This window comes from Agrobacterium sp. 16-172Ci, assembly GCF_053522725.1.
This window is the reverse complement of the sequence record NZ_JBNWBW010000007.1, coordinates 113,826-126,919: the sequence shown is the minus strand read 5'-3', so window position 1 is coordinate 126,919 and position 13,094 is coordinate 113,826. Positions and strand designations below refer to the sequence as shown.

Sequence of the window (13,094 nt, the reverse complement as noted above, 5' to 3'; positions counted from 1 at the left end):
CAGTATTTGCTTCAGCCCCACAGATTTGATGGCCCTGATTTTCCCCGTTTGTCGCGGTTGCACGATATCCGCCCGGTTGATTGTTTCAGGAGGACATGATTATTCCAGAGACGATCGGGGGCCATCATGACGACTTCTTCTGCGCCTGTTTCCGCGACGGTTCGGGCACGCATTCCAGCGACGGTCTGGGTGCTGGGCATCGTTAGCCTTCTGATGGATATTTCTTCGGAAATGGTGCAGACACTGCTGCCCTATTATCTCGTTTCCGGTCTCGGTGCTTCCGCGGTTACTGTCGGTTTCATCGAGGGAATGTCGGTTGCCATCGCCACCACGACCAAGCTGTTTTCCGGGATTATCGCGGACTGGACGAGGCGGCGGAAAATGCTCGCCGTGCTTGGATACGGTCTCGGCGCAATCTCGAAACTCGCTTTTCCCTTTGCCACCTCGCTTGGCTGGATCGTCGCCGCCAAGGCGGTGGACCGGGTCGGAAAGGGCATTCGCGGAACGCCGCGCGATGCCCTTATTGCCGATGTGACGCCGCCTGAAATTCGTGGCGCCGCATTCGGGCTTAGAAAGTCGCTCGATACGGTCGGCGGCTTCCTCGGGCCGCTGGCGGCCATCGGGCTGATGTTCGCGCTCAGCGAAAATGTACTCGCCATTTTCTGGATCGCGGTCATTCCCGCTTTCCTTGCGGTGTTCATTCTCATCGCCGGTGTGACGGAACCGGATGCGCCCGCAAGACCGAAAGCCGAAAAGCCATTCCGGCTCGCCGATTTTGCGAAACTCAATCGGGCGGTCTGGATCGTCATCATCGCGGCGTCGCTCCTGACCTTCGCCCGTTTCAGCGAAGCATTCCTGTTGCTGAAATCCGAAGAGGCAGGCTTCCGGCCGGCATGGATACCGATCACGATGGTCATCATGCATGCCGTCTATGGCCTGACAGCCTATCCCGCCGGCCGGCTTTCGGACAGGATCGGCCGCTCAGGGATTATCGCGGCGAGCATGGTCGTGCTGGTGGCCTCCTATCTGACGCTCGCTTTTGCCAATTCCATTCCGCTGTTCCTGTTCGGCATTCTTCTATGGGGGCTGCATATGGGCCTGTCGCAGGGGCTGCTCGCAGCCCTGATTGCGGAAACGGCGCCGCCGCATCTCAAGGGAACGGCCTTCGGCGTTTTCAATCTGATGACGGGTCTCGCGGTACTGGTCGGCAATGTCATCGCCGGCTTGCTGTGGGACCTCCACGGTTCCTTCGGCACCTTCCTGGCAGGCGCCGCACTGTCTTTTACCGCATTGACGGTGTTGATCTGGGTGTCCCGTCGAAAGAGCGCCGCCGCCTGAGCCTCTACCGAAAACACGACGACGTTCCGCGCCGCCATTCGGCGAGCCGCGCCGGAGGTGGTGATGCAGAAGGTCGCCATTGCTGTCGACAAGATACGCGCAGCCGGAAAAATCGTGGGGACGCTCGCGACATTGGAAGAAATGCCGCACTGGCGGAAGCGTGGCGTGCAATTCTTCTACATCCATTCCGATCCGTTCCTGCGCCGCGGTCTCGCCGCGGTGAAGGAGGCGCTCGCCTGAGGCGGAGCAGAGGTTCTTCGGTTTTAACGATGCCGCAAGCGAGGGCCTGAACCTTAAGGCCCTTGCCATGCCGTTAGAAATCCGCCGTGACGGGTTTCCACAAATGCACCGGATCGAAGCCGCCGCAGCGCGCGATCACAATCCGGGTGCCGTTTTTAACCCGCCGCCGCAAAAGATCGGAATGTTCGGACTGCGCCCGAAGCGAACCATCATCCTGAAGCTTCTGCAGCATCGACCGCGAAAGCCCGAGTTCAGACGCCAGCAGACGATCAAGGCGTATGCCGGCCTGAAAAGGAACCGTGAGATCAATCTCCGCCATGGCCCAGTCGGGAGGTTCATCCCTTATCTGTTTCGCGATATTGAATTCGGGAAACTCGTCGACGCGCTGCGATTTACGTCTCAAGGCTTCGAGGTTGAAGGTCTCCGCCCTTATCCATTGCGGATCGTTGGACTGCAGCGCTTCGAGAACCGCAGGGCTTATGTCCCGGACATTCTGCCGCTCGAAAATCGGCCTGTTCCAGCTCTTGTCGCAGATTATGCATCTATAGATAAGCCAGGCGTCCAGCTTGCGGCCATTGGCATTGAGCCGGATCTTGCCGCTTGCCTGAAATGCCCTTAGGCCACCGCATCCGATGCATGCAAGCCAGGGCTGGGGCGCCGTTCGTGGCGTAATGGTCCATTGGACCCGAAGTAAATTGCACATACTCTCTTGGTCTTCCATTCGGAAGTCCACCAAGATGGTGCAGGAGAAAACCCTTACGGGAACGGCATGGCGGTGTTCTGGGGTGGTGAAGAGCTGAGACAGCGGCGCTGCGCAGGGCACATTGTAACAATGCCAAACCGGTCTCTTGCCACCACCCGATGAACATGATCATACGCCGACAGCCTGCGGCCATCCGGCAATACGGGTGAAACTGGATTGAGACCGGTATTTACTTAGGCAAAGTCTACCTCGATGCGCCAATGCTCTTCGGCCGCGACAATAACAAATGATCGTTCCGAGGCAGAGTCATCCAGCGCGCCGAAAAGGCCGAAAGCCGTTACGATGCGACTTTTCTGCAACGTCTGGTGACCCGCCCATTCTTTCCGTTTCCACCGACGTCGACGGACGGATTTTGCGCCTGTTAGCGGCTATCGGAAACGGAGGATACCAGTGACTATGCGCAGGGCAAACATCCTTAAGGGGGGACGGTTTCAATCCAGAAGAATGATCGCATAAGATAGATTATGGAACTTATTCGATGATGTAGTACCGGATTTTTACGGCTCTTGCTCATTACATATGTCGCCGAAAAATCGAGCCATGGCTGGTTCAACGCCTCGAAACCCTGCGTATATCTTTTCCCACCACAATCGAACTGATCATATGGTTCCGGAATTGAAAAGCACGAAACGTTGAACTGAACTCACCCTGTCAGATTGATTTTAGCGAAACACGTTTCTCAAGTTCATCTGCCAACTCTTTGCGTTCGCTATATCGATCTGTGAGATAGCTGGAAGCGTCACGCGTCAGCAGCGTGAATTTTACCAGTTCCTCACAGACATCCACGACACGGTCATAATAGGATGACGGCTTCATCCGGCCTTCCGCGTCGAATTCCTGATACGCCCTTGCCACCGAGGACTGGTTGGGAATGGTGATCATCCGCATCCATCGGCCGAGAATTCGCATCTGGTTCACGGCGTTGAAGGACTGGCTGCCGCCGCACACTTCCATGACGGCGAGCGTCTTGCCCTGTGTCGGCCGTACAGAACCGATTGCAAGAGGAATCCAGTCGATCTGCGACTTCATGATGCCGGTCATTGCGCCATGACGTTCCGGGCTTACCCAGACCTGTCCTTCCGACCATTCTGAAAGTTCACGCAGTTCCTGCACCTTGGCATGGCTGGCTGGCGCTTCATCGGGTAAAGGCAGGCCCTTCGGATCGAATATCCGAACCTCGCAACCGAAGTGTTCGAGCAGCCGCCCAGCCTCGAATGCCAGCAGACGGCTATAGGACACCTCGCGCAGCGAGCCATAAAGGATCAGGATGCGTGGTTTATGGGTCGAAAACGCCGGACGCAGAGCCTCCGGGTCAATGCTGTGCAGGTGATGCGCCTGTAACGCGGGAAATCTGTCAGACAATGCGCTTTCCTTCATTATCGAGAACCTGCTCGCCATCCTCCTTGAAGAATGGCCCTTTGAAAGCGTCCGGCAGAATATCCAGCACGACCTCTGAAGGACGGGCGAGCCTGGTGCCGAGCGGTGTTACGACAAAGGGGCGATTGATGAGGATCGGCGTTTCCATCATCGCATCGAGCAACTGGTCGTCATTCAGGTCCGGATTATCGAGACCGAGCTCGGCATAAGGTGTCCCCTTCTCGCGCATGGCCTCGCGCACCGTCAGGCCAGCATCCGCAATCATTCTTGCGAGATTCTCGCGTGTCGGCGGTTCCCGCAGATATTCGATTACGGTCGGTTCGATCCCTGCCGCGCGGATCAGCGCCAGCGTGTTGCGCGACGTCCCGCAGGACGGGTTGTGATAGATGGTGATGTCCATAGTCACTGCCTTTCGGTCATTATCGTTCGGGAAACGGCGGGTGCGGCCTCATACCAGCCCTTCGAGCGGTTCACGATACAGACGACCGAAAGCATGACCGGAACTTCGATGAGGACGCCGACAACGGTTGCCAGCGCAGCACCTGACTGAAAGCCGAACAGGCTGATGGCGGCCGCGACCGCCAGTTCGAAGAAGTTGCTGGCGCCAATAAGTGCGGAAGGCCCGGCGACGCAATGGCGCTCACCCGTCATGCGGTTCAGGAGGTAGGCAAGCCCCGAATTCAGATAGACCTGGATGAGGATGGGAATGGCGAGCAGGCCGATGATGGCGGGCTGGGCGATGATTTGCTCGCCCTGGAAGGCAAAGAGAAGAATGAGTGTCGCGAGCAGCGCCACGAGAGAAACCGGCTGCAGCTTTGCGAGAACGCAATCCAGCATCCGTGAGGTGCCGTCAGTCATGAGCCGATGCCTGATCAGCTGCGCAAGGATGACCGGAACGACAATATAGAGCGCAACGGAGAGAACAAGCGTATCCCAGGGCACGGTAATGGCGGAAAGGCCGAGCAGCAGGCCGACCACGGGAGCAAAGGCCACGACCATGATCGCATCGTTGAGCGCGACCTGCGACAGCGTAAACAGCGGCTCGCCGCGTGTAAGGTTGCTCCAGACGAAGACCATGGCGGTGCATGGAGCAGCGGCAAGGATGATCAACCCGGCGACATAGGAATCGATCTCACCAGCCGGAAGATAAGGGCGGAACAGCCAGCCGATGAAAAACCAGCCCAGCAGCGCCATCGAGAACGGCTTGACGGCCCAGTTGATGAACAACGTCACGCCAATGCCGCGCCAGAACATGCCGACCTGCGAAAGAGCCCGGAAATCGATCTTGAGCAGCATCGGAATGATCATCAGCCAGATCAGGATCGCGACCGGAATATTCACTTTGGCGATCTCGGCCGTAGCGATGAGCTGAAAGACGCCGGGCATCAGATGGCCGAGCACAACACCGGCGACGATGCACAGAAACACCCAGACGGTCAGATATCGTTCGAAGGCAGACATCAGGCCGACTTTCCTTCAGGATTGGTGGTTCCATCCAATGCACCGATCTGCCGAAGCTGCGTTTCCAGCGCCATTCGATCGATGGATTGCAGGGGCAGGCTGACGAAAGCCGCGATCCTGTTCTTGAGGAAACGCGCGGCCTGCGCGAAGGCGCGCTGAACCTCGATCTCCGAGCCGACCGCAGCGGCGGGATCCTCTATCCCCCAATGGGCCGTCATCGGATGGCCGATCCAGACCGGACAGGCTTCTCCGGCGGCGCTGTCGCACACAGTGAAGATGAAATCCATCCGGGGCGCATCAGGTCCGGCAAACACGTCCCAGCTTTTCGAGGTGAAGCCGCTGGTGGGATACCCCAGTACCGCGAGTTCCTTCAGGGCGTGAGGATTTACCTCTCCCTTCGGCTGGCTGCCGGCCGAATAGGCATTGAACCTCCCCTCACCTTCCTTGGCGAGAATGGATTCGGCAAGAATGGAGCGAGCGGAATTGCCCGTGCACAAAAAGAGCACGTTATAGATCTTGTCGGTCATGGTTTCGTTCCGTGGTTAGATCGGTGGTCTCGCAAGCCCCGCGATCGAAGCAGAAGAAGTGGTGGACACCAGCCCGGCGGCGCTCATGACGGCTTTACCTGCGGGCTGCAGCAGGGTGTCAGCTCGGCAATCAAAGGCGCGCAAAGCTCGGTCGAACCACCGCAGCAATCCTTCAGCAGAAACAGGGTCAGCAGACGCAACCCGTCAAGATCGGCGCGATAGATGATAGACCGGCTCTGCCGCTCACTCTTGACCAGACCGGCCCGGGAAAGCGTGGCGAGATGTGCCGACATCGTGTTCTGGGGAACGTCAAGAAGACGCGCAAGCTCACCGGCCGGAATGCCATCCGGCTCGTGGCGCACGAGAAGCCGGAAGGTCTCCAGTCGGGTAGATTGGGCGAGCGCGCCGAGCGCGGTTATTGCACTACTGTTATCCATATATCCAGAATAATGGATATATTGGGTGTGTCAAGTACCGGATATCGTCATGGTCGACAGGCCGGGCGAAGGAATTCCCCTCGCCCTGCCTCTGAACGCGCTTAAACCAGCTTCGCGTCGTAAAGCCGCGACACGACCGTCCTTGAGACCGCAGTCCGGTTTTCCGGGACTATTCGGTACGGGCCTATGCCCCAGCCGTTGCCGGCGTCGGACATCGTCCGGCTTCATCCGCTGCATTGGAATATTGCCGCGCCGACAGGAATCGGCCGATGATCAGATGCATCATCTCGGCCTCATTCAGGGGCTGGAAATCGGGATCGACCGCCAGACGCGAGAAAACACCGTCTATCAATGCGGCGATCCAGGTGGCGGCGCGCTCGGCGTCGAGATTGGCGTCGATCTGTCCCCGCTCCATTCCCTTGCGCACGAGATCGGCGATGCCTGCGCGAATTTCCTGGTCGGCGGTGCGTACAAGCGCATGAATGGCTGGATTTCGAATGGCTTCGGAAGCGATTTCCAGTACCAGCCGGGCATAGGTCGGATCGGTCGCAAGCTCCAGCGAGGCGTCGACGAAACCCAAAATCGCACCGAACTGATCGTCCGCCGCGCCGAGTTCGGCGAAATAGTCGGCGGTTTCCCGTCGCTCTTCGGCAACGATCGTTTCGATGATCGCTTCCTTGCTATCGAAATAATGGAAGAGATTGCCGGAGCTCATGCCGACCGCTGCGCAAATCTGCGCCGTGGTGGTCTGGTGAAAGCCGTTTTGCGCGAAGCAGGTAATGGCGGCTTCGAGAATCTGCTGCCGCTTGGCTTCATGCTTGGCTGGATCCAGCTTGCGGGCCATGATTGCTCCCATAAATTAATTGAGCACTTAGTCCATTAATTATATCGCGGCCGCCTGTCAACCCGCCCTTACCCGTAAAAGGCGAAGGGGGGGCGGAGAAGCACCCGCCCCGGCCGGATTTTCGGCTGGCAGAGGTATCAGGCGGTCAATTCAAACCGCTCGCATTCGCGAAGAAAAGGCAGTTTTGCCCGCGTTTCATCCAGCAATTGGCGGGAGAGTCGCTGCTGATGCACGGTTGCCTTCACATTGGCGTGAAAACATATCTCGCCCAAGGGGTCGATGACCATGCTGTCGCCGTCATAGGAGAGATCGTTGCCATCGATACCGATGCGGTTGACGCCGATGACATAGGACTGGTTTTCGATGGCCCGGGCCGGCAGCAGCGTTTTCCAGTGGGAAGCCCGGCGGGCGGGCCAGCTCGCTATATAGATCGCCGCATCATATTGGCCGCGATTGCGCGACCAGACCGGAAAGCGCAGATCGAAGCAGATGAAGGGAGCGATGCTCCAGCCCTTCAGCTCGATCAACTGCTGCGCCTGCCCCGGCGTATAATGCTCGTGCTCGCCCGCATAGGTGAACAGATGCCGCTTGTCGTAATGAATGAGCGTGCCGTCCGGACGCGCCCAGATCAGCCGATTGAAATAACGGCCGTCTTCGGCAATCGCCACGCTGCCGACGATATCCGCGTCATGTCGGCGCGCGGTCTCCAGCAGCCAGTTTACTGCCTGCCCATCCATGGGTTCCGCCACGGCCTTCGGGTTCATGCTGAAACCCGTGGTGAACATCTCCGGCAGGACGATCAGATCCGTCGCCTCGATCCCATCGAGGTGCCGGTCGAATTGCTGCAAATTCCGCTCGATATTTTCCCAGGCCAGATCGGCCTGCACGAGCGTTACGCGAAGATCCTTGTCACTCATCAATATCTCCCTGAAAATATGGGTTTAACGACAAACAAGCCAGGTGCGGACAAAACTGCCCGTCACCGAAAAGCGGATGGAAAAACGGCGTCCCGCCGGAAGCGAGCGATGCAGCGGGCGCGTCAGTTCCAGCCGCAATTCATCGCGGCCGGGTTTCTCGAAAAGACGCGCCGCCTGGAAATCGAAATGGCGTCCAACCACCGGATAAAGCGCCTTGAACAGCGTCTCCTTGGCGGAAAACACCAGAAAAGGCAGTATGCCTGCGTCACATTCCTCCCGGTCGGCAATCAGCCGGCGCTCCAGCGGTTCGAGGGCGCGCTTCAGGATGACCTCCGTTACCGCTCCCGGCTCGATTTTTTCGATATCGACACCGACCCTCACATCGCAGTCCTGCGTTACCATGCAGACGCAGATGCCGTGGGAATGGCTGATCGAGCCGCTTATGCCTGAAGGCCATACCGGCTCGCGCTTGTTGCCGATGCCGATCGGCTGAGGGTCATGCCCGAAAAGCGCGAGCGCCGCCTGCCCCAGAAAACGGCCCGCGAGAAACTCGGCCTGCCGCTTGGGAACCGCTTCCGCCAGCAGCTTCGGCATCGCCACGTCCAGCCGGTCGAACAGGGCCGTCCTGTAGAACGGCAGGTGATATTGCACCTCGAGCGCGATGACGTTTTCCGATCCGGTATCGAGAAAAACTGGACCAGAGAGGAAACCCTCGGATCGCCCGACGGCGGCGGCGATATGCTCGTGCATGGCGGGCGTCTTCAGGCCTGAGACCGGATAATCCGCCATCATCCCTGCCCCTGCACCGTTGCGGCCTCGCCGGCGGCTATCTGACGCTCCGCCCCTGCCCGGTCTGCGGCGGTCACGGAAGTGAGATTCTGCAACCTGCGGCCGAGCCAGCCGCGCAGATCGTCCATATAGGTGAAGACCACGGGCACGAAAACGAGGCTCAGCAGGGTGGATGTAATCAGGCCGCCGATCACGGCAATCGCCATGGGCGCGCGGAAACCGGCATCCGCCCCCACCCCCAGCGCCGCCGGCATCATGCCGGCAACCATGGCAAGCGTGGTCATGATGATCGGACGGGCGCGCTCGACGCCGGACTCCACCAGCGCCCGTTGGCGGCTCAGCCCGCCATTGCGCTTCTCGATGGCGAATTCCACCAGCAGAATGGAGTTCTTGGTGACGATACCCATCAGCATCAGCAGGCCGATAACCGCCGGCAGATCGAGCGCGCCGCCATAAAGCAGCAGGCCGACGATCGCGCCCCCCACCGAAAGCGGCAGTGCCACGAGGATGGTGATCGGCTGCAGAAAATCCTTGAAGAGAACGATCAGCACGGCCAGAACCATCATCAGGCCGAACAGCATGGCGGCACTGAAGCTCTGGAACATCTCGCCGATATATTCGGCATCGCCATATTGCACCTGCCGCACGCCGGCCGGAAGCGAGGCCACGGCTTCGAGCGCATTGATACGCTCCAGCGCGACGCCAAGCGGAATGCCTGCGAGATCGGCGCTGACGGTCACCCGGCGCTGGCGGTCGAAGCGGTTGAGCTGCCCCGGCCCCTCCGAAACCGAAAGATCGGCGACCGACATCAGCGGCAGGCTGCCATTTGCCACCGACACCCGGAGCATGCCGAGCGTATCGAGATTGCTCTGCGCCCCCCGGTCGATCATGACACGGATCGGCACCTGCCGGTCGCCGATGTTGAACTTGGCGGAATTGGCGTCCGTATCGCCCGTCGTGGCGACACGCGTGACGGCGGCGATGGATTGCGTGGAAACGCCGAGCCGGGCCGCCTCGTCAAAGCGCGGCCGGATCTGCAATTCCGCCCGCGGCAGGGGTTCAGTGGTCTGCACATTGGCGATGCCCTCGATGCCGCGCATGCCGGTTTCCACGGCAAGAGCCGCAGCGGCGAGCTTCTCCGGCTCATCACCCACGAGGATGATGGAAATATCGCGCGCCGCATTTTCATTCTGGAAGGCGAAGCGGATATTGGGTGTGCGGGCGATGAGGCTTGCGGCGCCGAGCTCGAACTGACGTTGGGAAAGCGTACGCTCCGAAGCCGGCACGAGAGTGACCAGCAGCGAGGCGCGCGCGACATCGGGGCCGTCATCCGTCCTGCCGATGGAAGCGAAGACGCTTTTGACTTCCGGCCTTTCCCGGAGCGCCGTGGTAACGGACTGCACGGCATTGTCGGTATCGCGCAGCGTCGAATCCGGCGGCAGCTCGATCAAAATACGCGACAGGCTGCGATCATCGCTCGGCAGAAAGCCCGAGGGCAGAAGCGGCACCAGCAGGAAGGAGCCGACGAGCACCAGAGCGCCGATGCCGCAGGTTTTCAGCCGATGGCGAAGCGCAAGCTCCAGAAGCGCCACATAACTCCGACCCATACGGGATTTCGGCGCGCCGTGATCTTCATGCTTCACCCCCTTCGGCACGAGAATATAGGCGGCCATCAACGGCGTCACGAGACGCGCCACCAGCATGCTGGCAAGCACGGCGACGGAGACGGTCAGTCCGAACTGCTTGAAATATTGGCCGATGACGCCGCCGATGAAGCTGACCGGCAGGAACACCGCGACGATAGTGGCGGTGATGGCGAGAACCGCAAAACCGATCTGGTCCGCCGCATCGATAGACGCCTGAAACGGGCGCTTGCCCATATGCAGATGCCGGTCGATATTCTCCACCTCGACAATGGCGTCATCCACGAGAATGCCGATCACCAGCGTCAGCGCCAGAAGGGTGATGCTGTTGAGGGTGAAATCGAACCACAACATCACCGCGAAGGTGGGCAGGATCGAAAACGGCATGGCGACGGCCGCGATCAACGTCGCCCGCCAGTCGCGCAGGAAGAGGAAGACGACAACGACGGTCAGCGCAGCACCTTCGATCAGCGTCTCCATGGCGACCTGATAGCTCGCCCGGGTATAGTCGACGGTCGAGAGCACCCGGTCGATCTCGACACCCGGATAGATGTCGACCAACCGCGCAATCGTGGCATTGACGGCGTCTTCAACCGCCGTGTCGCTCGACCCCTTGGCGCGGAACACCGAAAAGCCGACCACCGGTTCGCCATCGAGGCGCGACAGTTCTCGCGGTTCGGCCGCGCCATCCGCCACCTTGCCGAGCGTGGCGAGCGTCGTCCATTGACCGTTCGGCAGGCTGATCGGCCGTTCCGCCAGCTCGCCGGCGGTAATCGCGCCGCCAACCGCGCGGATCGACTGTTCCTTCTCGTTGAGCCGGCTTCTGCCGCCGGGCACATTGGTGTTGAAGGCCTGAACCTGATTGTTGATATCCTCGGCATTGATGCCGAAGGCGATCAGCTGGTCCGGATCGAGCTGGACGGTGATTTCCCGGCTGACGCCGCCGATGCGCTGCACCCGCTGCACACCCTTGGTCGTCAGCAATTCGCGGCCGATGGTCTCGTCGACGAACCAGGAGAGATCGACGGGCGACATTTGCGGGGCGCGAACCGCGAAATAGAGGATCGCCCCACCCTCGACATCGACGCTGGCGATAATCGGTTCCTCGATATCGCGCGGCATTTCGGAGCGTATCTGCGAAACGGCCTGGCGCACATCGTTGGTGGCGCGAGCCGTATCGATGCCGAGCTGGAACTCGACCGTCGTGGTGGAAAGTCCGTCGCCGATAGTCGACTGTATGTGTCTTATGCCGGCAAGACCCGAAATCGCACCTTCGACACGCCGCGTTACCTGCGTTTCAAGCTCCGCCGGGGCCGCGCCCGCCTGAACGACGGAAACCGTGACAATCGGAAAATCGACGCGCGGATTGGCGTTGACCGGCAGCTTCATGAAGGACTGGATGCCGATAAGCGTCAAAAGCAGGAACAGGACGATGGTGGGAATGGGGCGGCGGATGGCCCATGAGGAAATATTGGTCATCGGCTATCCGCCTCCTTCTGCGCGACTTCGCTGACGCCGACGATCTCATCGCCGTCGCGCAGGAAGGCGCTGGCGCTTTCCACGACGCGCTCGCCCGCGCTCAACCCTTCGAGGATTTCAACGATGCCGTTTTGCGCCTGCCCCACACGAACGGCGCGGCGCGCCACCCTGTTCTCACCATCGACCACCACAAGCTGGGCCGCACCTTCGCGGCGCAGCCGCAGCGCGGCTTCGGGAACAGAAACGAGAAAACGGCGCTCGCCGAGATCGACCTTGCCGCGCGCGAAGGCGCCTGCCCTCAGATCGGCGGCCGGTTGAACGGCGATGCGCACGATGCCGAGACGGTTCTGGGTATTAACCGCCGGTTCGACGACACGGATGGTCCCCTGAATGGCCCGGCCGACGCCATTGACCGCGATCGCTACGGATTGACCGGTCTGCAGCGACGGCAGCACCCGTTCCGGCGCTTCGGCCAGAAATTCCAGTTCGCCATCCTGCAACAGGCGAAACAGCGGCTCCGTGCTGTCCGGCATCGCGCCGATACGGGCATGGCGCTTCGTGATGAGGCCGGGTTTCGGCGAAAGGATCTCGGTCCGCTCCAGTTCGAGACGGTGCTGGGTCAATTGCGCCTGCGCGCCCGCCAGTTCGGCACGGGCGCCCTCTATCTTTGCCTGCGCCATGGCCGCTGCGGCGCGGCGCTGGCCAAGCTGTTCCTTGCTGACGCTGGAGCCGGAAAGCCCTTCGGCGCGGCGCAGATTCTCGCTCGCCTCTATCTCCGCCGCCTCGGCCTCGGCGAGTGTGGCACGGGCGCGGGCGACGGTCGCCTCCGTCTGTTCGACCTGGGCCGCGAGTGTCTTGCTTTCCAGCCGCGCCAGCAGTTGCCCGGCCGCAACCGTGTCGCCGACATCGACGAAAACCTCGACGATGCGCTGGCCGGTCACGGCCGTACCGATGGAAATATCGTTGCGGGCGGCGAGAAGGCCGGCAACATCCTGACCGGCGTTGAAACCATAAGGCGCTGAGGTGACGACGGACACATGCGGCCGCACCTTGACGGGCGCCACGGTCTGCGCCTCTGCGGGCGCCTCCTCAACCGGCAGCATCATCCAGACAACGCCGCCCGCAAGTCCAATGGCGAGCAGCGCCCACCAGAGCAGGCGTCTGGAAGGCCGTCGTCCTGTCGTTTCGCCGGGTAGTGGTCGAGGGTTTGCAGGCTGGGGATTTGGGAAAGAGGAATTCAGCTCGTTCATGGCAGGACGGGTCCGGATTTGAACATCGG

At 60.5% G+C, this 13,094-nt stretch carries 12 protein-coding genes and 1 pseudogene; 2 read left to right on the top strand and 11 right to left on the bottom strand.

What is annotated here, in order from left to right; all coding sequences use genetic code 11:
• Positions 1-126: 126 nt before the first annotated feature.
• A complete protein-coding gene (locus ACQZ40_RS09810) occupies positions 127-1,338 on the top strand; it encodes an MFS transporter (RefSeq protein WP_448747857.1) in 1,212 nt (403 codons plus the stop codon).
• A gap of 28 nt (positions 1,339-1,366) precedes the next feature.
• Positions 1,367-1,578: pseudogene (locus ACQZ40_RS09805) on the top strand (HpcH/HpaI aldolase family protein); the annotation flags it as partial.
• Positions 1,579-1,651: 73 nt separating this feature from the next.
• Here the strand turns inward: ACQZ40_RS09805 and ACQZ40_RS09800 are convergent.
• From ACQZ40_RS09800 to ACQZ40_RS09750, 11 genes are all read right to left on the bottom strand, one after another.
• Positions 1,652-2,401, bottom strand: a complete 750-nt coding sequence (locus ACQZ40_RS09800) for a DUF1062 domain-containing protein (protein WP_448747856.1) — start codon at positions 2,399-2,401, stop codon at positions 1,652-1,654.
• 591 nt (positions 2,402-2,992) lie between these two features.
• A complete protein-coding gene (gene arsH / locus ACQZ40_RS09795; RefSeq protein WP_448747868.1) occupies positions 2,993-3,721 on the bottom strand; it encodes an arsenical resistance protein ArsH in 729 nt (242 codons plus the stop codon).
• The gene (gene arsC / locus ACQZ40_RS09790) at positions 3,696-4,118 is read right to left on the bottom strand and encodes an arsenate reductase (glutaredoxin) (protein WP_448747855.1); all 423 of its coding nucleotides are present in this window, start codon (positions 4,116-4,118) and stop codon (positions 3,696-3,698) included. Before arsC ends, arsH begins: the two co-directional genes overlap by 26 nt.
• A gap of 2 nt (positions 4,119-4,120) precedes the next feature.
• Positions 4,121-5,179, bottom strand: a complete 1,059-nt coding sequence (gene arsB / locus ACQZ40_RS09785) for an ACR3 family arsenite efflux transporter (protein ID WP_448747854.1) — start codon at positions 5,177-5,179, stop codon at positions 4,121-4,123.
• Positions 5,179-5,706, bottom strand: a complete 528-nt coding sequence (locus ACQZ40_RS09780; RefSeq protein ID WP_078052966.1) for an arsenate reductase ArsC — start codon at positions 5,704-5,706, stop codon at positions 5,179-5,181. Before ACQZ40_RS09780 ends, arsB begins: the two co-directional genes overlap by 1 nt.
• An 83-nt stretch (positions 5,707-5,789) precedes the next feature.
• A complete protein-coding gene (locus ACQZ40_RS09775) occupies positions 5,790-6,143 on the bottom strand; it encodes an ArsR/SmtB family transcription factor (RefSeq protein WP_448736894.1) in 354 nt (117 codons plus the stop codon).
• A gap of 184 nt (positions 6,144-6,327) precedes the next feature.
• A complete protein-coding gene (locus ACQZ40_RS09770) occupies positions 6,328-6,987 on the bottom strand; it encodes a TetR/AcrR family transcriptional regulator (RefSeq protein ID WP_271046101.1) in 660 nt (219 codons plus the stop codon).
• 137 nt (positions 6,988-7,124) lie between these two features.
• The gene (locus ACQZ40_RS09765) at positions 7,125-7,904 is read right to left on the bottom strand and encodes an amidohydrolase (protein WP_271046100.1); all 780 of its coding nucleotides are present in this window, start codon (positions 7,902-7,904) and stop codon (positions 7,125-7,127) included.
• A gap of 24 nt (positions 7,905-7,928) precedes the next feature.
• The gene (locus tag ACQZ40_RS09760) at positions 7,929-8,693 is read right to left on the bottom strand and encodes a 4'-phosphopantetheinyl transferase family protein (protein ID WP_271046099.1); all 765 of its coding nucleotides are present in this window, start codon (positions 8,691-8,693) and stop codon (positions 7,929-7,931) included.
• Entirely contained in the window at positions 8,693-11,815 is a 3,123-nt protein-coding gene (locus ACQZ40_RS09755) for an efflux RND transporter permease subunit (protein ID WP_448747853.1), read from the bottom strand. Before ACQZ40_RS09755 ends, ACQZ40_RS09760 begins: the two co-directional genes overlap by 1 nt.
• The gene (locus tag ACQZ40_RS09750) at positions 11,812-13,065 is read right to left on the bottom strand and encodes an efflux RND transporter periplasmic adaptor subunit (RefSeq protein ID WP_271046097.1); all 1,254 of its coding nucleotides are present in this window, start codon (positions 13,063-13,065) and stop codon (positions 11,812-11,814) included. Before ACQZ40_RS09750 ends, ACQZ40_RS09755 begins: the two co-directional genes overlap by 4 nt.
• Positions 13,066-13,094 lie beyond the last annotated feature (29 nt).